22 protein-coding genes are annotated in these 23,529 nt (G+C 73.1%); 7 read left to right on the top strand and 15 right to left on the bottom strand.

What is annotated here, in order from left to right:
• The first annotated feature begins 180 nt into the window (after positions 1-180).
• Positions 181-996, top strand: coding sequence for an SDR family oxidoreductase (locus WMF42_RS08120; RefSeq protein WP_061608673.1), 816 nt, complete (start codon positions 181-183; stop codon positions 994-996).
• A 10-nt stretch (positions 997-1,006) separates the two neighbouring features.
• Here the strand turns inward: WMF42_RS08120 and hemH are convergent, their stop codons facing one another.
• Positions 1,007-1,909, bottom strand: coding sequence for a ferrochelatase (hemH, locus tag WMF42_RS08115; RefSeq protein ID WP_061608672.1), 903 nt, complete (start codon positions 1,907-1,909; stop codon positions 1,007-1,009).
• Between the two features lie 83 nt (positions 1,910-1,992).
• On the bottom strand, positions 1,993-2,412 hold the full coding sequence (locus WMF42_RS08110; RefSeq protein ID WP_437691286.1) for a hypothetical protein: 420 nt from the start codon (positions 2,410-2,412) through the stop codon (positions 1,993-1,995).
• A gap of 167 nt (positions 2,413-2,579) precedes the next feature.
• On the opposite strand from WMF42_RS08110, the gene WMF42_RS08105 reads away from it, so the two are divergent.
• A complete protein-coding gene (locus WMF42_RS08105; protein WP_437691284.1) occupies positions 2,580-3,752 on the top strand; it encodes a hypothetical protein in 1,173 nt (390 codons plus the stop codon).
• A 24-nt stretch (positions 3,753-3,776) separates the two neighbouring features.
• Here WMF42_RS08105 and recO read toward each other — a convergent pair whose 3' ends face one another.
• The 5 genes from recO to tsaB all read right to left on the bottom strand — a co-directional run bounded on the left by recO (position 3,777) and on the right by tsaB (position 7,818).
• Complete coding sequence (gene recO / locus WMF42_RS08100; protein WP_061608669.1) at positions 3,777-4,499, bottom strand: DNA repair protein RecO; 723 nt, start codon at positions 4,497-4,499, stop codon at positions 3,777-3,779.
• A 58-nt stretch (positions 4,500-4,557) separates the two neighbouring features.
• Positions 4,558-4,992 carry a helix-turn-helix domain-containing protein gene (locus tag WMF42_RS08095; RefSeq protein ID WP_061608668.1) on the bottom strand — a complete coding sequence of 145 codons (435 nt, stop codon included), beginning with the start codon at positions 4,990-4,992 and terminating at the stop codon, positions 4,558-4,560.
• Between the two features lie 108 nt (positions 4,993-5,100).
• Positions 5,101-5,940: a tetratricopeptide repeat protein gene (locus tag WMF42_RS08090; RefSeq protein ID WP_233561544.1), complete on the bottom strand. Its 840-nt coding sequence runs from the start codon at positions 5,938-5,940 to the stop codon at positions 5,101-5,103.
• A gap of 235 nt (positions 5,941-6,175) precedes the next feature.
• Positions 6,176-7,003, bottom strand: a complete 828-nt coding sequence (locus tag WMF42_RS08085) for a Crp/Fnr family transcriptional regulator (RefSeq protein WP_061608666.1) — start codon at positions 7,001-7,003, stop codon at positions 6,176-6,178.
• A complete protein-coding gene (tsaB, locus tag WMF42_RS08080) occupies positions 7,000-7,818 on the bottom strand; it encodes a tRNA (adenosine(37)-N6)-threonylcarbamoyltransferase complex dimerization subunit type 1 TsaB (RefSeq protein WP_437691281.1) in 819 nt (272 codons plus the stop codon). Before tsaB ends, WMF42_RS08085 begins: the two co-directional genes overlap by 4 nt.
• A 491-nt stretch (positions 7,819-8,309) precedes the next feature.
• Here tsaB and WMF42_RS08075 point away from each other — a divergent pair, with 491 nt between their 5' ends.
• The 5 genes from WMF42_RS08075 to WMF42_RS08055 all read left to right on the top strand — a co-directional run bounded on the left by WMF42_RS08075 (position 8,310) and on the right by WMF42_RS08055 (position 12,847).
• The gene (locus tag WMF42_RS08075; protein ID WP_437691279.1) at positions 8,310-8,906 is read left to right on the top strand and encodes a hypothetical protein; all 597 of its coding nucleotides are present in this window, start codon (positions 8,310-8,312) and stop codon (positions 8,904-8,906) included.
• A gap of 337 nt (positions 8,907-9,243) precedes the next feature.
• The gene (locus tag WMF42_RS08070; protein WP_233562683.1) at positions 9,244-10,446 is read left to right on the top strand and encodes a trypsin-like peptidase domain-containing protein; all 1,203 of its coding nucleotides are present in this window, start codon (positions 9,244-9,246) and stop codon (positions 10,444-10,446) included.
• Positions 10,447-10,558: 112 nt separating this feature from the next.
• Positions 10,559-10,768, top strand: coding sequence for a DNA gyrase inhibitor YacG (locus tag WMF42_RS08065; protein WP_275936240.1), 210 nt, complete (start codon positions 10,559-10,561; stop codon positions 10,766-10,768).
• A gap of 161 nt (positions 10,769-10,929) precedes the next feature.
• Entirely contained in the window at positions 10,930-11,640 is a 711-nt protein-coding gene (locus WMF42_RS08060; RefSeq protein WP_437691277.1) for a hypothetical protein, read from the top strand.
• 40 nt (positions 11,641-11,680) lie between these two features.
• On the top strand, positions 11,681-12,847 hold the full coding sequence (locus WMF42_RS08055; RefSeq protein WP_061613181.1) for a PrsW family intramembrane metalloprotease: 1,167 nt from the start codon (positions 11,681-11,683) through the stop codon (positions 12,845-12,847).
• Positions 12,848-12,989: 142 nt separating this feature from the next.
• On the opposite strand, the gene dnaJ is transcribed toward WMF42_RS08055, so the two are convergent.
• The 8 genes from dnaJ to murD form a co-directional block, all read right to left on the bottom strand.
• Positions 12,990-14,075 (bottom strand): molecular chaperone DnaJ, encoded by a 1,086-nt coding sequence (gene dnaJ / locus WMF42_RS08050; RefSeq protein WP_063816008.1) that lies wholly within the window; start codon positions 14,073-14,075, stop codon positions 12,990-12,992.
• A 153-nt stretch (positions 14,076-14,228) separates the two neighbouring features.
• Complete coding sequence (gene ftsZ / locus WMF42_RS08045) at positions 14,229-15,497, bottom strand: cell division protein FtsZ (RefSeq protein WP_061613183.1); 1,269 nt, start codon at positions 15,495-15,497, stop codon at positions 14,229-14,231.
• Between the two features lie 245 nt (positions 15,498-15,742).
• Positions 15,743-17,053, bottom strand: a complete 1,311-nt coding sequence (ftsA, locus tag WMF42_RS08040) for a cell division protein FtsA (RefSeq protein ID WP_233562684.1) — start codon at positions 17,051-17,053, stop codon at positions 15,743-15,745.
• 141 nt (positions 17,054-17,194) lie between these two features.
• Complete coding sequence (locus WMF42_RS08035; protein WP_437691273.1) at positions 17,195-18,217, bottom strand: cell division protein FtsQ/DivIB; 1,023 nt, start codon at positions 18,215-18,217, stop codon at positions 17,195-17,197.
• On the bottom strand, positions 18,214-19,626 hold the full coding sequence (gene murC, locus WMF42_RS08030; protein ID WP_061609419.1) for a UDP-N-acetylmuramate--L-alanine ligase: 1,413 nt from the start codon (positions 19,624-19,626) through the stop codon (positions 18,214-18,216). Before murC ends, WMF42_RS08035 begins: the two co-directional genes overlap by 4 nt.
• The gene (gene murG / locus WMF42_RS08025; RefSeq protein ID WP_437691270.1) at positions 19,626-20,840 is read right to left on the bottom strand and encodes an undecaprenyldiphospho-muramoylpentapeptide beta-N-acetylglucosaminyltransferase; all 1,215 of its coding nucleotides are present in this window, start codon (positions 20,838-20,840) and stop codon (positions 19,626-19,628) included. Before murG ends, murC begins: the two co-directional genes overlap by 1 nt.
• Positions 20,837-22,156 carry a putative lipid II flippase FtsW gene (gene ftsW, locus WMF42_RS08020; RefSeq protein WP_155798543.1) on the bottom strand — a complete coding sequence of 440 codons (1,320 nt, stop codon included), beginning with the start codon at positions 22,154-22,156 and terminating at the stop codon, positions 20,837-20,839. The genes murG and ftsW overlap by 4 nt, the downstream gene beginning before the upstream one ends.
• A complete protein-coding gene (gene murD / locus WMF42_RS08015; protein ID WP_437691268.1) occupies positions 22,156-23,526 on the bottom strand; it encodes a UDP-N-acetylmuramoyl-L-alanine--D-glutamate ligase in 1,371 nt (456 codons plus the stop codon). The genes ftsW and murD overlap by 1 nt, the downstream gene beginning before the upstream one ends.
• Positions 23,527-23,529 lie beyond the last annotated feature (3 nt).

Below are 23,529 nucleotides of genomic sequence, written 5' to 3'. Positions count from 1 at the left end.
CGTGACCGTGCGTAACTCTGCGTAACTACGCGTGACTGTTGCGTGACCGCGCTGATGAAGGGCGGCGCCCGGCCGGGCCGGGCAAGCCGATCCTAGCCGAGAGAGGAAGGGCCGAGCATGAGCGAGCGCCAGAGGGCGCGCCAGGGCTGGCCCCCGAGCGATCGTGGTATGCGGGGGTCCATGGAAAGCGAGCTCGCAGGAAAGGTCGTGCTGATCACGGGCGCGTCGTCGGGCATCGGCGAGGCGCTCGCCCGGGAGGTCGCCCGGCGCGGCGGCCGGAGCGTCCTCGCGGCGCGGCGGACCGAGCGGCTCGAGGCGCTCGCGGCGGAGGTCCGGGCGTCCGGCGGCGAGGCGATCGCGGCCCGGTGCGACGTCACGCGCGACGGCGACGTGGAGCGCGCCGTCGAGGAGGCGCGCGAGGCGTTCGGCGGCCTCGACATCGCCATCGCGAACGCGGGGTTCGGCGTGGCGGGGCGCGTCGAGGAGCTCTCGCTCGACGATTTCCGCCGGCAGATCGAGACGAACGTCTTCGGCGCGCTGCGCACCGTCAAGGCCGCGCTGCCGGAGCTCAAGCGGTCGCGCGGCGGCGTCGCGCTCATGGGCAGCGCGAGCGGCTACCTCGCGTTTCCCGGCATGGGCGCCTACAGCATGAGCAAGTTCGCGGTGCGCGCCCTCGCCGAGACGCTGCGCGGCGAGCTCCACGCCGACGGCGTCGCGGTCACGCACGTCGCCCCGGGGTTCGTGGCGAGCGAGATCCGTCGGGTCGACAACCTGGGCGAGCTGCGGGACGGCGCCCGGGAGCCGGTGCCTCCCTGGCTCATCATGCCGACGCCGAAGGCGGCGCGGCAGATCATGGACGCCATCGTCGCGCGCCGCGCCGAGGTCATCATCACCGGGCACGCGAAGCTCGGGGTGTCGCTCGCGAGGCACGCCCCCGGGCTCCTCAACGCGGCCTTCTCGCGGCTCGGGGGCAGGAGCAGGGGCATACGCCGCTGAGCCGGCCCGCCTACGGCGCGGCCGCCCCGAGCTCGCGCCGGACGAGCGCCTCCAGGGCGTCGATGAAGCGACGGCGCGTGTTCACGGCCGGCGCCCGCTCCAGCCGAGCGAGGCCTGCGTCCCGGGCGAGGACGTGCGCCTCCACGTCGAGATCGTAGAGGGTCTCGACGTGGTCCGCGACGAAGCCGATCGGCGCGATCAGCGCCTCGCGCGCGCCGCCCGCGGCGAGCCGGTCGAACGTCGACCGGAGATCCGGGCCGAGCCACGCGTCGCCGGTCATTCCCTGGCTCTGGAAGGCGACGAGCACGGGGTTCCCGCGCGGCGCGACGCGGCGCTCCACCTCGGCGGCCATCGCGCGGAACTGGCGTTCGTACGGATCGCCCCCGTCGATGATCCGCTGCGGCAGGCTGTGGGCCGAGAGGATGACCGCCACGTTCGCCCGGCTCTCCTCGGGGAAGCGCGCGAGCGCCTCGTCGATCACCTCGACGAAGGCGTCGATCAGCGCCGGCTCCAGCCCCCACGCCGGCACGCACCGGACCTCCATCCCGTCCAGCCTGGCGGCCGCGTCGCGCACGACGGCGTGGTAGACGTCGACGGACTGCGGCGCGAGCGGCAGCGAGACGACGCGCCGCGCGCCGCCCGCGTGGAGCGCGCCGAGCACCTCCGCCGGATATGGATGCCAGAGCCGCCCCGAGATCGCGACCGGGAGACCGAGCCGCGCGGCGAGCGCGTCCGCCTGGGCCTGCGTGATGCGCAGGAGCGGCGAGCCGCCGATCGTCTCGAAGCGGCGCCGCACCTCGTCGATCAGCTCCGGCGGTGCGGGCCTGCCGCGGCGAATGTTGGACAGGAAGGCGGGCAGATCATCGAGCCGCTCGACGGTGCCGTGGCAGCTCAGGAGGACGGCGGTGGTCACGGCGCCACTCTACATCGCCTCCATGCAAACAGCGCCGCCGTCGCCAGCGTGCGGACGCGGCGCGGCGGCTCGCCGGCAAAGGCTCACTTCGCGTCCCAGACGACCACGACGCGGTCGTGGCCGATGAGGCCATCCTTCTTGCGGGCCAGGTGCTGGGCGACCACCCGATCGCCCGCGGCGTAGACCCGCACCTCCATGAACGCGAGCCCCTCGTCGGTCTCGATGCCGTCCACGATCTCCGTGGCGTCGAGCTGGCGCTCCCACCCCGAGATGGGATCACGGAAGAGCTCGTTCTTGAGGTGCTCCAGGATGGCCTGCCTTCCGCTGGTGACGCTGGGGTGGGCCGGAGGATTGCGGTTGCTCACCTCCTCGATGACGGCGTCCTCGGCGTAGATCCGGGAGAGCGCCTCGATGTCCCTGCCCCGCAGGGCGCGCTCGATCTCCGCGAGCAGTCCATCGCGCACCCGGTGGGCCAGAGGTCGCGTCCGTGCCGAGCCTTCCATACACGCTTGCATGGGACGCGGCGGTGCGGTCGTCGAGCCCGGACAGCGGCGTGATCGCGGCGCACAAGGGCCGAGCTCGACGGGCTGCTGCCCCCCGGTCCCTCCGGGCTCGCACGTGGGGATGGCGAGTTGCAGCGCCCGGACGGACGTGATGAATATGGTGGGTTATGACGCAGCGCCGCACGGTCGTGCTCGCCGATCTCCACCTCGTGCGCCAGACGCCGGGCGACGTGACCGCCGATCTGGCGCGGTTCGTGGCAGCCCACCGGGGAGCGCGCGTCGTCGTGGCGGGCGATCTGTTCGACCTCTCGTCCGAGTCGCCGCGAATGCCCCGGCCGCTCGCGCTGCGCGAGGCGCTGTTCGCTCACCCGACCGCGCGGGCGGCGCTCGCCGAGCACCTCGACCGGGACGGCGAGCTCTGGCTCTCGGGCGGCAACCACGACGCCGAGGTCGGCGCGCCCGATTTCCCCGAGGCACTGGCGGAGGCGCTCGGCGTGAGCGGCGAGGCCCGGGCCCGGATCCGGACGACGCCCTGGTTCTTCCGCGACGGGGCGGTCCACATCGAGCACGGGCACCTGTACGATCCGGACAACGCGCCGGCTCACCCGCTCGTGGTCGGCGAGCGCAGCCTCGGCGTCCACTTCGTCGAGGAGTTCATCGCGCCGACCGGCGCGCACCGCTACCTGCAGGCGAACGACCAGACGCCGCTCCACCTGTTCCTGTCCGCGTTCACCTGGTACGGCCCCCGCGCGCCCTATGTCATCTACCGCTACTTCCACGCGGCGATCGGCGCGATGCTGAAGAGCGGGCCCCTCTACCGCGCGCGAGGCGAGGCGACGGTCGGCGCCGCGGTCGTCGAGCGCTTCGCGCACGAGCTCGGGGTGCCCCGCGCGATGGCCGACGAGCTCCTCGGCCTCGCGGCCACGCCGACGCTCGAGAGCGCGGCGAGCACGTTCACGCGGCTGTATTTCGATCGCGTGATCGCGACCTTGTCGATGGGCGCGGGGATCGCGGCGCTCGGGCTCGGCGCGCGGGAGACCGGAGCCGCGGCGCTCGGGCTCGGCGCGCTGCTGATGGGCGTGAGCTGGGCGAATGGCCACAACCGGTACGCCGGCACGGTCGCGGAGCGGCTGGCCGAGAGCGCCGGCCACGTGGCGAAGGCGACCGGCGCGAAGCTCGTCGTGTTCGGCCACACGCACCGGGAGGCGCTCGGCGACGGCTACGCGAACACCGGCAGCTTCTCTTTCCCGCGCAACGCGCCCGGCAGGCCGTATGTGGAGATCGAGGGGTCTCCGGAGGCGCCGCGCGCGGTGAGCCGCTTCTGGAGAGCCGTGGCGTGAGATGACGCGCGGGATCTGCTGGCGCTAGCCCCCGCTCGCGTGCGCGGTGAGCGCGCCCTCGACGAGCTCGAGCGCGATCGGGACATCCTCCTCCGGGATCTCGGGGGCGTCGCCGAGCATCGCGGCGAGCAGCCGCTCTCGCGGCTCCGGTCGCAAGAAGAGGGGTCCGCCCCCGCACGCCCGGCACACGAGGCCGCCGCGCGCCGGGTCGACCTGGGCCGACTGCGTCGCGTCACAGGCGCGCCCGCACCGGACGCACTGCGTGAGCTCGAGGCCCCAGCCGAACGCGATCAGCAGCCGCAGGCCGGTCTCCGCGAGCAGCGCCTGCGGGGACGCCGTCGAGGCGCCGTCGAGGCGGTCGAGGAGCCCGTTCAGCTCGTGCCAGGCCGCCTGCTCGGCTGTGTGCGCCGGAGCGATCTCGCGCACCCAGCGCAGCGCGCGACCGGCGACCTCGAGGCGCGCGAGATCCCCCGCGAGCCGCAGGCGCGGGCGCTCGATCGCGGCCTCGGTGAGCTGGGCGAGCTCGGCGCCGGGCCGGATCTCCAGGGTCACGCGGAGCAGGTGCATCGGCTCGAGCGCCGGGAAGCGCTTGGACGAGCGGCGCGCGCCGCGCGCGGTCGCGGAGAGGAGCCCCCCCTGCTCGGTGAAGAGCCCGACGAGCAGGTCGGCCTCACCGAAAGGCACACGCCGGACCAGGAGCGCCTCGGTGCGGAGCCGCTCTGTCCGCGGACGAACGGATCGAGGCATGGCGAGGTTCGAGGGTGACAGCACGCGCCGCGACGATCACGCGGCGAAAATTTGGCCCTCAGGTCGAGAGGGAGGTACGAGCCCTCGAAAGGGTGCCCTCCGACAGCTCCGGCGGCATGTCGTGGCCGCGCGGCCGGAGCACGATGCTGAGCGCCAGCGTGAACAGGATGAGCAGCAGCACGAACGCGATCGCGACCCCGAAGCGCCTGCTCTGCGTGCGGCGCGCGGGCGCTGCGATGGGCAGCGGCGTCACCAGCGCGATGCGGCGGCTGGCCGTGTACCGGGCCAGCACCTCCTCCATCGGGAGCGAGACGGCGCGAGCATACGCCTTCAAGAACCCGCGGACGAACACCTCGCCTGGCAGGTCATCGAAGTGATCGGCCTCGATCCGTTCGATGGAGATCACGGGGATGCGCGTGGCGCGGGCGACCTCCTCCACGCTCATGGCTCGGGCCTCACGCGTGCGTCTCAGGTAGCGTCCGATCGACTCCATCCCATTCCACCCATCGTCATTCGGTCGTCACTCTACTCACCCCGAGAACCGTTGCTCAAGCCCTAGCGCACCCTGAAGTTCCTCTCGGAGGGAGAGGCGCCATGGGCCTTACTGCAACGTCTGTAACTGTGCAGCGCAGCGCTGCCCGACCGGCGTCGTCGCGGCGATCTCGCGGCACCGCTCGAGGTCGGCGCGCGCTTCGTCCAGGAGCCCCCTCTTCTCGGCGACGCGGGCGCGCGCATCGAACGCGTCCTGCAGCCGCCTGCACTCGGGCTGGTCGGTCTCGACCGCCCTGGTGAACGCCTCGCGCGCCAGATCGAGCTCGCCTCGCTTCTCGTAGGCGAGGCCGAGGCGGTACTGCCCCACGCAAAAGAGGGGCTGCGCGGCCACGGCGCGGCGGAGCGCGTCGATCGCCTCGTCGTTGCTGCCCCTGAGCAGGTACGCCCAGCCCAGGTTACCCCACGACTTCTCCGGCGAGGCGTAGAGGATGTCCTCGGTGAGCGGCTTGAGCACCGCGATCGCCTCGTCGTAGCGCCCCTGATGCACGAGGATGACCCCGAGCGTGTTCTTCGCGTCCCGCATCTCCGGGTTCGCCTCGAGGGCCCGCCGCGCCATCTTCTCGGCGCCGTCGAAGCGGCAGTCGCTCGAGCGCGCGTCGCTCGCGCAGAAGCCGAGCAGGATCACCGCCCCGAGGTAGGCCGCCTCGGCGTTGTCCTCGTCGAGCGAGAGCGCCTCCTCGATGTGGCCCAGCGCCTCGCGCAGCCGGCCGTTCTGGAAGGCGTCGCGCGCGAGATCGTACTCCGCGACCGACCGCGCCTCGCTCGCCTGCGCCGCAGGCTGCGCGCCGCCGCACGCGGCGAGCGAGAGCGACGCGAACGGCAGCAGAGACCCGAGCGACAGGACGACAGCCGCGCCGCGGATGCACCCCGCGCGGGTCGCTGCTGTCATGTGTCGCTGCGATGTCATGTGCGAGTTGGAGTCCGCTGCTGAGCAATGCCGCAGCGCGGCAACACGTCAGGACGGGATGTCACCTGCCCTGCGGGGACCCCTGAGTAAACCAGGCCGCTGGTCACGTCAACCCGCGAATCCGCCCTGAAGACGCAGCGCATTCTCGGGATCTCGATTCGGCTTCCCGCAAGCGTCAGGTCAGCCTAGGATGGAGAGGAGGGGGGGCTCCCGCTCATCACTGTTCGCCGCGGATCTCGTCCTTGAGTCCGAGCAGGCTGAACAGCCTCCGCAGCGCGTCGATGTCGGGGATCTCGAGGCGCTCGTCGGCGACGCGCAGGTACTGCCCCTCGCGGAGCTGCTGCACGGCGCGCTTCACGGTGTCGACATCGAGGCCGACGCGGGTCGAGAGCTCCATCGGCGAGATCGCGAACGAGGCGCCGTTCGAGGAGGAGCCGCTCGCGGCGCGAGACTGCTGCGCGAGCTTGAGCAGCGCGTTCACCACCTTCGACTGCGTGTCGGTGAGCATCATGATCTCGATCTGGTCCTCCGCGTCGCGGAGCCGACCCACGAGCTGCTTGATGATGCGCAGGGCGACGGCCGGGTTGCGCTCGACGAGGTTCTGCAGCGTGCCCTGGTCGAGCGTGAGCGCGACGCCGCGGGACAGCGCGATCGCCGTCGACCAGCGCGCAGCGCCGCCGAGGAGCGCGGACTCGCCGAACAGATCGCCCGGCTTGAGGACCATGAGGCTGCGCTCGGCGCCGCGGACCTTCTTGATGAGGCGGACCCGCCCCTCCTCGAGGAGGTACGCCTCCGTCCCGGGCTCGCCCTCGCGGAAGATGACGTCGCCCGCCTCGAAGGGACGGCCGAACCGGGCCCGGAGCCGCTCGGGATCTGGCACCGACTCGGCCGGCTCCGCGCGGCCGGCGAGGTCGTCGAGCTCCTCGGGCGCTCCGGCGACGGAGGGAGAGCGCGCGGGGTCCGCGGCCGCGGCGGGCTCCGCGTCGCTGGAGGCCTCGCGCTCCGCGTCGGGTGCGACGCCGTCCCCTTCAGGCGAGCTGGTCATCGGGGCGGAGTGTATCCCAGCTCCGCTGGCTTCGCGTCCGGCGCGCGCACGTAGAGCGGCTCGAGGAGCGCCGCATCGTGCTCGGCGGCCGCTCGACCGCGCTCGCCGCCCGCGGCGGCGGTCCGGAGCCGGCCGATCGCGATGCGTCCGATCCAGACCGCGTCGGGAAAATCCAGCGCCTCGCCGCGGACGGCGAGCGGCCGGAGCGCCTCGATCTCCTCGGCGACCGCGCCGACGACGACAATCCGGCGCCCCGCGGCGAGCGCGGCGATGGCGTCGAAGGCCGCGTCGCGCGGCAGGTGACGCGGCGGGACCTCGGACGGCGCCGCGGGCCTGTCGAACGCGGCGAGGAAGACCTCTCCCTTCTTGGCGTCGATCAACGGGACCAGCAGATCCCCGGGGCTCGCCGCGCCTGCGGCGAAGGCGGCGGCGGCCATCGCCTCGAGCGAGGTGACGCCGGCCGTCGGGACATCCAGCGCGAGCGCCACGCCCTTGGCCGCCGCGACCGCCACCCGGACCCCGGTGAACGAGCCGGGCCCCACGTCGCAACCGAGCGCTCCCACGGCCGCGGCGGGCATGCACGCCGCGGCGAGCACCTGGTCGATGGCCCCGAAGATGCGCTCGGCGTGCCCGTGCAGATCGGCATAGGTCGTCGCCGCGAGCACGCGCGCGCCTGCGTCCGGCGCCGACGCGAGGCCGGCGGAGGAACCGCTGCTCGGGGGCGCGGCGGTCCGGGCCGGACCGTCCAGGTCCGCGGCGTCGAGGAGCGCCGCGCTGCCGCGCGGGGTCGAGGTCGAGAGGGCGAGGAGCTTCAAGGCGCGCTCGGGAACGTTGCAGCCGCGGTGCTGTCTGGCAGAACCTCGGGCCACGGGCAACGAGCTTCAGCGAAATGACCGGGGCCGCGGCCCCTTCGTGCAACCCGAGGGCGGAGTGCGAGCCGATGCGCGATCAACGAGCGATGCTGCCGGCGCTCCTCGTCTCGGCGCTCGTCCACCTGGGCGCATGGGGGTCCGCGGGGCTGTCGCGGAGAGAGGCTGCGGCCCCTCCCGCGTCGCCGGCGGAGGAGCGCGATCCCATCGATATCTGGACGGGGACCACCGCCGCCCTGCCAGGCAGCGGCGATTCGTCGCGTCCGGTCGACCATCGCAGCGGGTCGGAAAGCGCCCCGGCCACGCGCGCCCCGGCCGATGCCGCCGAGCCACCCGCGGCGCCTCGCGCAGAAGCCGACGGCGCGCCGGCGCCACCCGCGCCCGCGGCGCCGCGGCCCAGAGCGACGCCGCGGCCCAGAGCGACGCCGCGGCCCAGCGTGGCGCCCCGGCGCGAAGGAGAGGGCGAGGAGCGCGCGGCCGACGAGCGGGCCGGCGACCCGACGCGCTCCACGGCCGCGCGGACGAGCGGTGGCGCGGGAGAGGGTGGCGAGGGCAATTTCGGGGCGGCCGGCAGCAGCGCGGTGCGCAGCCTCGGGCGCGCCTTCACGAGGGCCATCCCACCTGCATGCCAGGCGGATCCGAGCTGGGCGACGCTGCCGCCGGGCAGCGCCGGCAAGGCGCGCATCGTGATCGACATCGACGACGCCGGGCACATCGCGTCGTGGCGCCCAGAGGGGGAAGAGCCGCTCGCTCGGCACCTGGGCAACCTGGCGAAGCGGACGATCGCGCTGCTCGGGAGCGGGACGTTCGCCGTGGCGCGCGGGGCCGTGACGGCGGGGAAGCAGACCCTGGAGGTCAGCGCCGTCATCCGCGCCGGGGCGGAGGACGGGGAGACGGGCGCTCCGGCCGACCTGGCGTGGCGCTTCGAAGGCGGCCGCGGCAAGGCGTCGTTCGCCCAGCCCGGCGGCCGCGTCGTGGAGGTCGTGGTCCAGGTGGTGCGCACGGAGGTCGCGCGAGGCGCGCCGCCCGGCTGAGCGCCCGGCGCCCCGCATCGTCCAGGCGGGCCGTCGTGTCGCCCGCCCGCGCGCGAGGCGCCTGCCAGCGCGGGTCCTCGCGCGTCCTGGCGCTCCTTGCGGTCGCGCATCGAGGCTCTACGTCCGGCGCGTGGGACGGCTCCGCGCTGCCGCATGGGCGTGTGTCGGGTTCCTCGGAGCCGCATCGCTCGCCGCCTGCGGCGACCGGGCGGCCGCGCTCTCACCGCCCGCTGCGTCACACCGTGAGGCGAGCGCGCCGTGCTCGATCCTCCGCGCGGAGGCGCCGCCGGCCGCGACAGCGCCGCCCCTGCCCGCGCTGATCGAGCGGGTTCGGCCCGTGGTGGTGACGGTCGCCACCCTGCGCGTCTCCTCGATGCCGGACGGGCGCGCGACCCCGAGGTTTCCCTTCCGGGACGGCGCGCCGCGGGTGGAGCGGGCGATCGGATCCGGGTTCGTGATCGCCGCGGAGGGGCTCGTGCTGACGAGCGACCACGTTGTCGGCGATGCGCTCGACATCGAGGTGCAGCTCTCGGATGAACGCGCCTTCGAGGCGAGCGTGGTCGGGCGGGATCCGATGCTCGACGTGGCGCTGCTGAGGCTGCTCGGCGCGGCGTCGCTGAGCGTCGCGTCGCTCGGATCGAGCGCCCCGGTCCGGACAGGAGACGACGTCCTCGTCCTCGGCAACCCGTTCGGGCTCGGGCCGACGGTGACCCGGGGCATCATCAGCGCGACCTCGAGGCCCATGGGCACGGGGAGCCTCGACGGCTTCCTCCAGACCGACGCCGCCATCAACCCGGGAAACAGCGGCGGGCCGCTCTTCAACGCGGCGGGACAGGTGATCGGCATCGCGACAGCGATCCACACCGACGGCCGCGGCATCAGCTTCGCCCTGCCGATCGACGAGGTCGTGGAGATCCTCCCCGAGCTGCGCGAGACGGGCCGCGTGGACCGGGGGCGCATCGGGATCACCTTCCAGGAGGTGACCCCGCCCCTCGCGCGGGTGCTCCGGCTGCCAGGCCGGATGGGCGCGCTGATCACGGAGGTCGAACCGGAGAGCCCCGGGTCGCGGCTGGGCTTCCAGCCCGGCGACGTGATCACGTCGCTCGAGGGGCGCCGCGTCGAGCACGCGCGCGAGCTCGCGCGCGCGCTCCGCCGCTCGAAGCCCGGAGAGGAGGTGAAGCTCACGTACAAGCGCGGCGGCGCGGATCGGCGCGCCACCGTGAGGCTCGAGCGATCGGCGACACACGAACGTCCGAGGCCGCTCTTGCGAGGCGATGGCGCGGAGAGGGGCGCCGAACAGCCGCCGCTCGGCGTGCTGGCGAGCGACGCGCCGGAAGGAGCTCGGGTCGAGTCGATCGCGCCGCAGAGCCCGGCGGCGGGCCACCTCGAAGTGGGCGACGTGGTGCTCGACCTGAACGGCGTGCCGGTGCGCGGCGGCGCCGATCTGGCCGAGCGCCTGCGCGCCGCGGGGCGCCAGGACCTGCTGTTCCGGGTGCGGCGCAACGGATCGGCCCGGTACATCGCTGTCCCCGCGCGCTGAGCGAACGTCGCTCCCGCGCGCTCGGCTCGGCGCGCCGAGCGCGGGCTACATGCCCGCGATGGACACTGCTACGTTACGCCGCATGGGAGCTTCGGCAGGCGCAATGTGCCCGATGTGCCGCAAGTCGGCGGGGCCCAGGCCCGAGAACCCGGCCTTTCCGTTCTGCTCGCCGCAGTGCAAGCTGGTGGACCTCGGCCGCTGGCTCGAGGGGAGCTACAGGGTGCCTGGCCCACTGGTCTCCTCGTCAGAGGATGCCGAGCACCTGGAGTCGAGGGGACGGCTGGACGGGCTCGACGGGAACATCCAGGAAGAGGACGAATGATCGCTCGCCGCGCGCTTTGTCTCCTCACGGTTCTCACGGCAGCCACCACGGCGTCCCTCGCCACGGCGCAACAGGGTCAGCCGGCCCCGGGGACCACGCCCTATGGCGCCGCCTCGACCCCCGGCGCCGCGCCCGCCCAGCTGAACCCCTACGACCCGTCGATGCAAGCCGGAGGGCTGGCGCCGCCTCCCCCGATGACGACGCTCGAGCCGGAGCCCGCCTCGCCCGACGGCGGCACGGCGCGGCGCCTCGACGAGGCGAAGCAAGAGGACTCGGGGCGCGGGCTCGAGATCGTCTGGCTGAACTTCGAGGGAGGCTACGAGAACGTCGGCCTCCAGACGTTCAACATCGACGAGGACGAGCTCACGGCCGGGTTCATCTCGAGCGCGGCGAACGGCGGGGTCATCGGGGCCGGGGTCGGCGTCCGGCTCCTCTACTTCACGCTGGGCGCGCGCGGGCGGGTCGGGTTCTTCAACGACTGGCAGCTCTTCAGCGCCGGCGGCGAGGTCGGCATGCACCTGCCGCTCGGCAGGCTCGATCCGCACGTCGACCTGGGCTTCGGGTACGCGGGCCTCGGCAGCTTCAAGAGCGCGGTGCGCGGCGCGGCCGACGCCATCGCGATCCGCGGCTTCTACGGGCGGATCTCCGGCGGGCTCGACGTGTACCTGTCGCCGGTCTTCTCGCTCGGCGCGAACGCGAGCTGGGAGCTCCTGGCGCTCACCAGGCCGGGGCTCACCTCCGCGCAGATCGAGCGCATCAGGAGCGAAGCCGCCGCCACGCCCCAGCAGGCCAAGGCCGATCTGCTCGCGGCCGAGGGCTCCAGCGTCGGCTCGGCGCTCGCCCTGACCGCGGTCGCCGGGCTCCACTTCTAGCGGCCGCCGAGCGAGCGTCGCCTCCCCTGCCCTCCTGCCCATGACCGCAGTCGACGCGCTCATCTGGCTCGCCACCGTCGCCGCGCCGCTCGGAGGACTGGCCGCGCTCCTCCTCGGGACCCAGCGGCTCTATGGCAGGCGCCGGTTCGTGGTGGGGACCGCGCTGCTCGGCGCGATCGCGTTCGTGCCGGCGCTGCTGCTCGAGGGCTTCCTCCAGCGCTGGCAAGGGCTCGACAAGGTCGCCGGCACGCTCGACGCCGTCACGCTGATCTACCTCTTCGTTGTCGTGGCGCCGCTGGAGCAGGGGCTCAAGGTGGCGGCGGTCGCGCCGATGGCCCGGCTGCGCACCGTGGACGAGCCGTTCGACGGGCTGGTCTACGCCGCCGCCGCGGCGCTCGGGTTCGTGTCGGCCCACAACGCCATGTACCTCTGGGGCCGGCCGCTGTCGTCGATCGACGTCGTGCGGGCCGCGCTCGCCGTGCCGGCGCACCTCTTCTTCGCCTCGCTCTGGGGCTACGCGCTCGGTCGCGAGCGCAAGCGGCCGCTCGGAGGCCGCCGCTTCAACGCGGCGTGGCTCGCCGCGATGCTGCTCAACGGCGCCTACGACTACATCGTCTTCGCGTGCCGGCCGGTCGCGCTCTTCATCGCGGCGCCGATGCTCCTCGGCGTCGGCTTCGTGACGTTCCTGGCCGCGCGCGATCTGCTCCGCCGGAGCGCGTCACCGCACAGCTCGCAGCGGCGGGAGCGCCGCTTCCTGCCGCACATCTCGCCGCCGTCGCTCGGCACGATGCGCGAGGCGCTGCGCCGCACCGAGCGGCCGCTGATGCTGAGCTGGATCGCCTTCGGCGCGCTCGTCACGGTCGGGGTGATGACCACCACGCTCGCCCTCGCGGTCGCGCTCGGCCATCGCTTCGGCGTGGATTTCGCCGCGGTGGATCGGGGCGACGCCTCGACCGCGGCGGCGGCGCCGCTCCTGCTGCTCGTCGCGGCGGCGATCGCAGCATTCCCCTTCGCCGGCTACCTCGTCGCCCGGGCCTCGTCGACGGGCAGCGTCCTGGAGCCGGCCGCCTCCGCGGCGCTCGCCATCCTGGGCTCGCTGGTGCTGCTCGGGCTCGCCGCGCCCGTCGCCGTCGTGTTCGCGACCGCGCTCGCTCCCATCGCCTTCAGCCTCGCGTGCGCGGGCGCCTGGATCGGCACCACGCGCTGAGCGCGATCGGCACCACGCGCTCGGCGCGCCGGTCTCCGAACCGCACCGCGGTGCAACAGCTGGACGCTCGCCGCCGCGCAGCGTGATGCGCGCGGCCGCTGTTCTCGCCGGTGCTGTACCTTCGTCACCGAGGCCGGCGACGCTATGCCGTCGCCGCCTTGGCCGAGGGCTGGTGCTTCGCGACCTCGTCCTGGAACTTGCGGAGCAGCTCCTGCGCCGCGGGCGAGAGGTTCCTCGGCACCTCGACCTGGATGATCACCTGGAGCGCGCCGCGACCGCGGCCATCGATGCGGGGCGCCCCCTTGCCCTTCACCGAGATCACCTCGCCAGGCTGCACGCCCGCCGGGATCTCGACGTCGACCGCCGTGTCGTCTGGCAGGTCGATCTTCACCGTGCTGCCGAGCGCCGCGTCGACGAAGGAGACGGGCGCTCGCGTGATGAGGTCGAGACCGTCGCGCTCGAAGCGCTCGTCGGCGGCGAGATCGACGTCGACGTACAGATCGCCGGGCGGCGCCCCCTGGGCGCCCGGCATCCCCTGGCCGGGCACCCGCAACCGCTGGCCGCCGTCGATGCCGGCCGGGAAGTTGACAACGACCTTCCGCGTCTTCTCGACCGCGCCGAACCCCTTGCAGGCGGCGCACGGCGTCTTGATGACCGACCCCTCGCCCGAGCACTCGGGGCAGGTCTGGGTGAACATCACGAAGCCGCGTGAGGTCGAGACCTGACCGGCGCCGCCGCACGTGCCGCACGGCTTGCGCTTCGTCCCCGGCTTCGCGCCCGAGCCGGAGCACTCTTCGCACGCGACCGGCGTGCGGAGGACGACCTCCCGCTTGCAGCCGAGCAGGGCGTCGCGCAGCGAGAGCCGCTGCTGAACCCGGATGTCCTGGCCGCGCGCCGGGCCGCGCCGGCGGCGCTGCCCGCCGCCGAAGCCGCCGAAGAACTCCGAGAAGATGTCCTGGAAGTGAGAGAAGATGTCGCTGTCGGCCCCGGCGCCCATCCCCTCGAGGCCGGCGTGCCCGAACTGATCGTACCGCCGGCGCTTCTCCTCGTCGGAGAGGACCTGGTACGCCTCGGTGGCCTCCTTGAAGCGCGACTCCGCCGACGCATCGCCGGGGTTTCGGTCCGGATGGTACTTCAACGCAGCCTGACGATAGGCCTTGCGAATGTCGTCAGGCGTCGCGTCTCGCGCGAGGCCAAGAACTTCGTAGAAGTCGCGCTTTTCACTCATGAATGATGGACCGCCGCGTCGATCCTGCCCGACAGGGGGCATAGGCGCCGGCTGACCATAAGTCCTCGCCCGCGCCTGTCAACGCGCAATACAGCGTGAACGCCCAGGATGGACCGTGGCTTCGCGAGATCTTCCGCGCGGGCCGAGAGGCTGCTACTGGCCCCGGCGCTGGAACGCGGGCGTGTCCCAGTCGGAGTCGAGCGGGGGGACGAAGCTCGCGCGATCGCGCGGGCCGCCGCCGCCGCCCGCCGACTGGACCTGCGGCGCGGGCCGGCGGGTGGTCGGGTACGCGACCTCTTCATGACGGTGCGGCTGGCGCTGCGTCATGGGAGGAGCGCTCGAGGCGGAGCGCGCCGACATCGGGCCGGCCGCGGCGGCGAGCGACGCGCCGATCGAGTGCGCGGTCGCGCGGGGCTGCGCGGCGCTCGCGAGCTGGTGGGGGACCTCGGCGACGAGGTGATCGAAGCCGGTCGCGATGACCGTGACCTTGATCATCTCGCCCATGTTCTCGTCGATCGTCGCGCCGAAGATGATGTTCGCGTCCTCGTGCGCCTGCTCCTGCACGAGCGTCGCGGCCTCCTCGATCTCGCGCATCCGCATGTCGGGCCCGCCGACGATGTTGATGAGCACGCCCGTCGCGCCCTCGACCGAGATGTCGTCGAGCAGCGGCGAGCTGACGGCCATCTCCGCGGCGAGGCGGGCGCGGCCCTGCCCCTTCGCGCAGCCGGTGCCCATGAGCGCGCGGCCCATGTTCGACATGACCGTCTTCACGTCCGCGAAGTCGACGTTCACGATCCCGTTCTGCGTGATGAGATCGCTGATGCCCTTGATCGCCTGATAGAGGACCTCGTCCGCCTTGCGGAACGCCTCGACGAACGAGAGGTCCTCGTCGCCCAGCGAGAGGAGCTTCTGGTTCGGGATCGTGATGAGCGTGTCGACGTGCTCCGCGAGCATCGCGAGGCCGAGCTCGGCGCGACGCGAGCGCTGCTTGCCCTCGAAGAAGAACGGCTTCGTCACGACACCGACGGTGAGGCAGCCCTCCTCGCGCGCGAGCTGCGCGATGACCGGCGCGGCGCCCGTGCCGGTGCCGCCGCCCATCCCCGCGGTGACGAACACCATGTCCGCGCCCTGGATGCACTCCTTCACGCGGGTCACGTCCTCGAGCGCCGCCTTGCGCCCCTTCTCGGGATCGGCGCCGGCGCCGAGGCCGCGCGTGACGCTCGCCCCGATGTGGAGCTTGGTCGGCGCGAGGCTCGAGCCCAGCGCCTGAGCGTCCGTGTTGACGACGATGAACTCCACGCCCTCGAGGCCGAAGTTGATCATCGTGTTGACTGCATTGCCGCCAGAACCGCCACAACCGATGACCTTGATCCGGGCGTCGTACCCGGTGTGTTCGTCGGCAAACTCGATGGAGAAACTCATGAACTCCTCCCGGGGGATGTACAGCTAGCCGCTCGGCCCGGCGCCGACCCCCGCGAAGGTCGAGCGGCACGGAACCCTAATGCGCGAGGACGTCCTCGCTCCGGACGGTGCTCAGAGGGGCGCCTCTTCCCCTGTGAGCGCCGTTTTTCAAACCCTCTTGACTTCGCCTTCAAGAGGGATCGCCGGTGCGCTCTTCGATCCTCTCAAACCTAATTCTCTAACAACTTTCTTTTGCTACGTCATTCCTAGAATGCAGCTCTGAGCCAGTTCCAGAACCTCCCGCTCGACCTCTTTTCAATCGCCATTTCTTCGACGATTTCTCGACGCGACTCGCGCTCGCGGACCTTCTCGCGGCGACTCTCGCCGCGCCCGGCGTGGCCGACGTCGAGCGCCACCGGCGTGAGCGCGCGCGCCTGCGCGAGCGCGTTGGCGCCGTACTGCACGAGGCCCACGCCGGTCGCGTACTGCGGGCCGGCAACGAGCTGCGTGATGCCACGCACGCCGACCGGCACGCCGAGGCGCACCGGCATTCCGAGGATCTCCTCGGCGAACTCCGTCATGCCCTCCATGAGGACGCCGCCGCCGGTGAGCACCGCGCCGGCCGAGAGCTGCTCGAGCATCCCGGTGTCCTCGATCCGCTTGCGGATGACCGCAAAGATCTCCTCGACGCGCGGCTCGATGATGTCCGACAGGACGCGGCGCGCCGACTTGCGCGGCATGTGCCCGCCGACGCCCGGGACCTCGATCTCCTCCTCGTCGCCGACCATGCGGCCGAGGGCGCAGCCGGCGTTGCGCTTCAGGCGCTCGGCCTCGCCCATCGGCGTGCGCAGCCCGGCGGCGATGTCCGCGGTCACGTTGTTGCCGCCCGCCGGGATCACGCTGGCGTGCGCGATGCCGCCGTCGACGTAAAGAAGCAGGTCGGTCGTACCGCCGCCGATGTCGATGATGGCGACGCCGATCTCCTTCTCGTCCTCGGAGAGCACCGCCTCCGCGCTGGCGAGCGGCTCGAGTACCACGTCGGCCACGGTGAGGCCGCAGCGCTCCGCGCAGCGGACGACGTTCTGCACGCACGAGGTCGCGGCGGTGATCAGGTTCACCTTCACGCCGAGACGGACGCCGCTCATGCCGACCGGGTCGCGGATGCCGTCCTGGTTGTCGACCGTGAACTCGCGCGGCAGGACGTGGAGGATCTGACGATCGGCGTCGACGGGGATCGCCCGCGCGCCCTCGAGGACACGCTCGACGTCCACCCGCGTGACCTCGCCGCCCGAGACCGCGGCGACGCCGTCCGACTGCTGGCAGCGGATGTGGCTGCCCGCGACGCCGGCATAGACGGTGCGGATCTCGACGCCGGCCATCGTCTGCGCCGCCTCGATGGCCTCGGCGATGGAGCGCACCGTCCAGTCGATGTTGCTGACCACGCCCTTTCGCAGGCCGCGGCACGGGACGTTGCCCACCCCGAGGATGGTGATCCCATCAGCGTCGATCTCGCCCACGACCGCCGAGACCTTGGTCGTCCCGATGTCCAGGCCGACGACGATCTCAGAAGTCTCCATCCGGCTCTTCATTGCGTGCACCACCTCATGCGGGGACGAGCCCCCTGCGCGTGTCAGGCGGGCAGGACGCTGCCATGAGCCAGCGGAGCCGGCCAAGTTTTGCTCGGCGAACGCCGGCGACGGCGACGCGCGCGGAGGCGCTCATTTCATCCTCACAACGACGCGCTCGGGGTGCGCGTTGTTGTCCAGGAAGATCACCGACGCGCTCGCCTTCCGCTGGGCGAGCTCGGTGAGCACCCGCGACGCCTGGCCGACCTTGTCGCGGTAGGGCGGTTGCCCGAGGTGGAGCGCGATCCCCTCCTTGCCGATGGTGACGACGACCGACCCGTCCCGTTCGATGTGGAGCTCCTGGATCGGGTAGCGGCGGGCGATGCCCGCGCGCGCCATGTCCTCGACCGCGTCGAGCAGGCGCCGGACCGCGATGACGACGCCGGCGCGATCCCGCGCCACCTGGTCACCGGTGATCCCTGTGACGATGGGGAGGTCGACCGGATCGTCCTCGGCGAGCTCCTTGAAGAGCTCGCCGTCGCGCGTCGCGAGGTACAGGTCGCCGCCGATCGCGACAAGGGCCTGCGCCTCCCGCTCGATGACGTTGACGTGGACGGTCGACGGAAGCGTGCGGGTGACGGTCGCCTTCTCGATCCATGGATCGGCGGCGATCGAGGCGCTGGCGAGCTCGAGATCGAGCGTGAAGATATTCTTGCCCACCTCGATGCCGCCGGAGCTCGCCACCTGCTCGGCCGTACGGCGCTGGACGCCGTCGACGAGCACGGTGCGGACGGCGAAGCGCGGGCTCGACACGATGTAGCGACGCGCGCCCCACGCGACAGCGGTCGAGGCGACGAGCACGACGGCGGCGCCGGCGAAGAGCTGCAGCGCGCGGAAATGGCGCGACAGCGGCCGCGCGGGGCGCGCCTCGCCCGGCGAGCCGCCCTTGCCGGGCGGGCGCGGGGGGCGCACGGAGACGCTCGTCGCGGGCGGGGCCGGCGACTCGTGCGGCGGGGTCGTCGCGCGCACGCGCTCGTTCTTCGGCGCCGGCACCGCGGCCACGGGCTCCGGCTTCGAAGCGCGCGCGGACGCCGCGCGGTTGGACGGCGCCGCGGCGGAGGACGACGGCGCGCGGCGGCGGTTCGGCGGCGGCGGGGCGCTGGGGCGCTCGGTCATGCGCTGCGCTCCTCGGGCGGCAGCCCCTTGGCCTCGAGCCGCGCCTTGAGATCCCGCACGCACGCGTTCACGTCGCCCGCGCCGAGCGCGATGACCACATCGCCCGGCCGCACGATCCGCTCGAGCGCCTCGGGGAGGTCGGCCTTGTCCGCGACGAAGCGCGCGTCGTGGTGGCCGTGCTCGCGGATCGACTGGACGAGGCGCTCGGCGGAGACGCCGGGGATCGGCGGCTCGCCCGCGGCGTAGATGTCCGTCACGAGCAGCACGTCGGCCTGGTTGAAGGCGCGCGTGAACTCGTCGTAGAGATCGCGCGTGCGCGTGTGGCGGTGCGGCTGGAACGCCACGACGATCCGATGATCCTCGCCGGGGAACGCGCGCCTGGCGGCGTCGACGGTGGCGCGGATCTCGGCCGGGTGATGGCCGTAATCGTCGACGAGCGTGATGCCGCCGATCGAGCCGACGACGGTGAAGCGGCGCGCGACGCCGCCGAACGTGGCCAGCGCCTGCTTCGTGACGTCGAGCGGCACCTCGAGCTCGTCCGCCACCGCGATCGTGGCGAGGCAGTTCAGGACGTTGTGCGCGCCGGGCATCTTCACCGTGAAGCCGCCGAGCGGCTCGTCCCGGCGGTAGGCGTTGAAGCTCGTCTCGAGGCCGCGGAACTGGATGCCGCGCGCCGAGTAGTCCGACTGCGGCGAGACGCCGTACGTCACGTGGCGGCGCGGGATGCGCGGGAGCAGGTCCTGGACGTGCGGGTGGTCGAGGCAAAGCACGGCGAGCCCGTAGAACGGGACGCGCGCGGCGAACTCCACGAAGGCGTCCTTGATGCGCTCGTGCGTGCCGTAGTGATCGAGGTGCTCGGGATCGATGTTGGTGACCACCGCGATCGTCGGCGTGAGCCGCAGGAACGATCCGTCGCTCTCGTCGGCCTCCGCGACGAGCAGATCGCCGGCGCCGAGCCGGGCGTTCGTGCCGAGGGCCGCCATCTTGCCGCCGACGACGACGGTGGGGTCGAGGCCGGCGGCGCGCAGGACCGTGGCGACCAGGGAGGTCGTGGTGGTCTTGCCGTGCGAGCCCGCGATCGCGACGCCGTACTTCACGCGCATCAGCTCCGCGAGCATCTCCGCGCGCCCGATCGCCGGGATCCCGAGCGCGCGCGCCTCGGTGAGCTCGGGGTTGTCGGGCCGGATGGCGCTCGAGTAGACGACGACGTCCACGCCGCGGACGTTCTCGGCGCGGTGGCCGATGTCGATCCGGACGCCGAGCGACGTGAGCCGCCGCGTCGTCGAGCTCTCCTTGAGGTCCGAGCCGGAGACCTCGAACTCGAGCGAGCGCAGGATCTCGGCGAGGCCGCTCATCCCGACGCCCCCGACGCCGACGAAGTGGACGTGGCGAACTCGACCGCGGAACATCAGCCTGCCTCCTCCCAGCCGAGGGCAGCGCCGGGCGGCGCGGCCCCTCTCCTCGCGGCGCGACGCGGCGCCTCCTCTGCTGCGCGCTTCGCGCGAGCGCCGCCGATGGGGAAGCGCAGCGCGCGGTGGCGCGGAGCGCGCGCGAGCTCGAGCAGATCGGCGGCGACGCGCGCCGCGGCGTCCGGCGTTCCGAACGCCGCCGCGGCGTCCGCCATGCGGGCGCGGAGCGCCGGGGCCGCCGCGAGGCGGGCGAGCTCGCCCGCGATGCGCGCCTCGGTGGCGTCGGCCTGGGCGATGGCCACCGCGGCGGAAGCCCGCTCGAGGGACTGCGCGTTCTTCATCTGGTGGTCGTCGGCCGCGAACGGGTACGGAATCAGGATTGAAGGGCGGCCCACGGCGCAGAGCTCGGCGAGCGTCGACGCGCCCGCGCGGGCGATCACCACGTCGGCCGCCGCGAGCGCCTCTGCCACGTCGTCGATGAACGGGACGACGCGCGCGCGATCGGAGAGCCCGAGCTCGGCGTAGAGCGACCGTACGGCGGCCTCGCGATCCCTGCCCGTCTGGTGCACCACGTCGAGATCGAGGCCGCGCTCGCGCCCCTGCGCGATGGCGCGAGGCACGACGTCGTTCAGCGCCAGCGCGCCCTGGCTGCCGCCGAGCACGAGCAGGCTCAGCCTGCCCTCGCGCGGAGCGTACGGCGCGCGGGCGAACGCGCGCCGGAGCGGGACGCCGAAGAGGCGCACGGCGCTCGGGCGCAGCGCGCGCGCCGTCTCAGGGAACGCGACGTACGCGCGATCGACGAGGGGCGAGAGGAGCCGGTTCGACAGCCCGAGGACGCTGTTCGGCTCCAGGATCGCGACCGGCACGCCGAGCGAGCGCGCCGCGAGGGACACCGGGCCGCCGGCGTAGCCTCCGAGCGAGAGCACAACGCGGGCGTCGAGCCGCTCGACGAGCCGCCTCGCCTCCGGGAGGACGCGGCCCGCGCGGGCAGCGCCGCGCACGAAGCCGGAGAGCCCACCCCCGCGGAGCGGCAGGACGTGGAGCAGCTCGAGGTCGTCGCCGCGCTCGCCCATCACGCGCACCTCGATGCCGCGCGCGGTGCCGACGTAGACAACGCGCGCCTCGGGCGCCGCGGCGCGGACGGCGTCGCCCACCGCGATCATCGGGAAGACATGGCCGCCGGTGCCGCCTCCTGCGATCAGCACGGTCGTCACGCGCCGCCCTCCTCGGCCGACGCGGCCACCAGGGCCGACGCGCTCGGCGCGTGCGGGACGGGCGACGCACGCCCCGCGCCTCTCGGATCGGGAGCGACCAGCGTCCGCGATCGGCTGATGCTCAGCAGGATGCCCGCGGCCGCGGCGTTCACGAGCAGCGACGAGCCGCCGTAGCTGAGGAACGGCAGCGTGAGCCCCTTCGTCGGGAGGATCGCCATCGCGACCGCGAGGTTCGTCATCGCCTGCACCCCGAAGAGCGTCGCGATGCCGAAGGCCATGAAGCTGCCGTAGTCGTCGGCGGCCTCGAGGGCGATCTTCACGCCGCGCGAGACGATGACGAGGTACGCCGCGCAGAGGCCGACGATGCCGACGAAGCCGAGCTCCTCGCCGACGATCGCGGAGACGAAATCGGTGTGCGCCTCCGGCAGGTAGAGCACCTGCAGCCCGCGCCCGAGGCCCAGGCCGAACACGCCGCCGGAGCCGAAGCTCATGACCGACTGGAACGGCTGGTAGGCGAGGTCGGCGCGGTTGTTGTCCATGTCGATCCACGCGAGGTAGCGCGCGTAGCGGTAGCCGCTGAAGCGCACGAGCGCGGCGCCGGCGAGCGCCAGCAGCATGGAGAACGCGGCGATGTACGGGACGCGCGCGCCCGCGACGAACAGCAGCGTGAAGGTCAGGAAGAGCAGAACGACGGCGCTGCCGAAGTCGGGCTGCTTGAGGCAGAGGAGCATCAGGAGCCCGACCACGATGAGGTGCGGGAGGAAGCCGACCGAGAACGACTTGATGCGATCGGCCTTCTTGGAGAGCGAGTACGCGAGCCAGAGCACGATGCCGAGCTTCGCCATCTCGGCCGGCTGCACGTGGACCGGGCCGAGCGCGATCCACCGGTAAGCGTTGCCCGCCCTGTGGCCGAGGCCCGCCACGCACGCGACGAGCATCCCGGTGACGGCGATGAGCACCGGGTACGTGAGGACCTTGAGCCGCCGGTAATCGATGCGGCTCGTGATCCACATCGTGGCGATCGAGAGGACGGCGTAGGCGGCCTGGCGCTTGAGGAAGAACTGGGCGTCCTTGTAGCGGACCGTCGCCTCGACCGCGCTCGCGCTGTAGACCATCACCACGCCGAAGCCGATGAGCGCCGTGACGACGGCCGCGAGCAGGGCGTCGACGGGGCCCGAGGGGCTCGATCGCACCTTCCAGAACGCCTCGGCCGCCGCCGCGACCCCGCCCGGCTCGGCCTTCTGCTGCTCCGGGGGACCGATGTGCCGGTTCCTGGGCGCATCGGCGCCCGCCCCGAACCCGCCGCGCCACGACATCACGACGCCACCTCCCCGGCGGAGCCGCCGGTCGACCTCTGGAGCGCGCGGACTGCGCGGACGAAGGCGTCGCCGCGGTCCTTGTAGTCGCGGAACATGTCGAAGCTGGAGCACGCAGGGCTGAGCAGCACCGCGTCGCCGGGCTGCGCGAGCGAGCGCGCGGCGAGCACCGCCTCGTCCATCGAGCTCGCCCGCGCGATCGGCAGGACGCCGCTCGCCGCGGCGGCGATGCGCTCCGCGGCCTCGCCGAGGACGACGAGCGCGCGGCCCCGGTCGCGCAGCGCGGCCACGAGCGGCGCGTAGTCGCCCAGCTTGTCGCGCCCACCCGCGATCAGGACGGCCTTCTGCTCGCGCAGGCCGGAGAGCGCGGCGACGGAGGCGCCGACGTTCGTCCCCTTGGAGTCGTCGTAATAGCGGACGCCGTCGACGTGGGCGACGAGCGCGGTCCGGTGCTCGAGCCCCTCGAACCGCGCGAGCGCCTCCGCGATCGCCTCGGCGGGAGCGCCGAGCGCCGCGGCCAGCGCCACCGAGGCGCAGGCGTTCGCGAGGTTGTGCGCGCCCGTGAGCCGGACGCGCTCCAGCGGGTAGCTCGCGCCCGCGACGCGATCGACGATCGCGCCGCCCGCCACGGCCACGTCGGCGCGTGGATCGCTCGCGCTGAACGTCACGACGCGGGCGCGCCCTCGCGCCGCCTGCCGCGCCACGAGCTCGTCGCCGAGCGGGACGACGGCGACGTCCTCCGGCGCCATGCGCTCGAACGGGTTGCCCTTCGCGTCCGCGTACGCCGCGAAGCTCGGGTAGCGGTCGAGGTGATCGTCGGTGATGTTCAGCAAGGCATGCGCGCGGGCGTGCAGCGTCGGGACGCGCTCCGCCTGGAAGCTCGAGATCTCCAGGACGAGGACGTCCCACGCCTCGCCCGCGACCTCGGCGAGCGGGGTCCCGAAGTTGCCGCCGACGAAGGTGCGGAGGCCGGCGCGCTCGAGCATCGCGCCCGTGAGCGCCGTCGTCGTGCTCTTGCCGTTGGTGCCCCCGACGAGCACGATGGGCGCCGACACGAAGCGCGACGCGAGCTCGAGCTCGCCGATGACCTCGCGCCCGGAGCGCTCGACGGCGTCGAGCGCGGGGAACGACGGCACGCCCGGCGAGACGACCACGAGATCGGCGCCCTCGAACAGCGCCGGATCGTGCCCGCCCGGCGCGAGCGCGACGCCCTCCGCCTCGAGCGACGCAGCCGCTGCGGAGAGCCGGTCGCGCGGGGCGCCGTCGTTCGCGATGACGCGCGCGCCGCGCTCCACGAGGAGGCGCGCGGCGGCGACACCGCTCCGACCGAGACCGACGACGATCACTGTTCGCCCGCGGACGTCCATCATGCC

This window comes from Sorangium sp. So ce176, from assembly GCF_051519835.1.
Lineage (GTDB): Bacteria > Myxococcota_A > Polyangia > Polyangiales > Polyangiaceae > Sorangium > Sorangium cellulosum_G.
The sequence above is the reverse complement of the archived record's forward strand: the minus strand, read 5'-3'. Positions and strand labels throughout refer to the sequence as shown.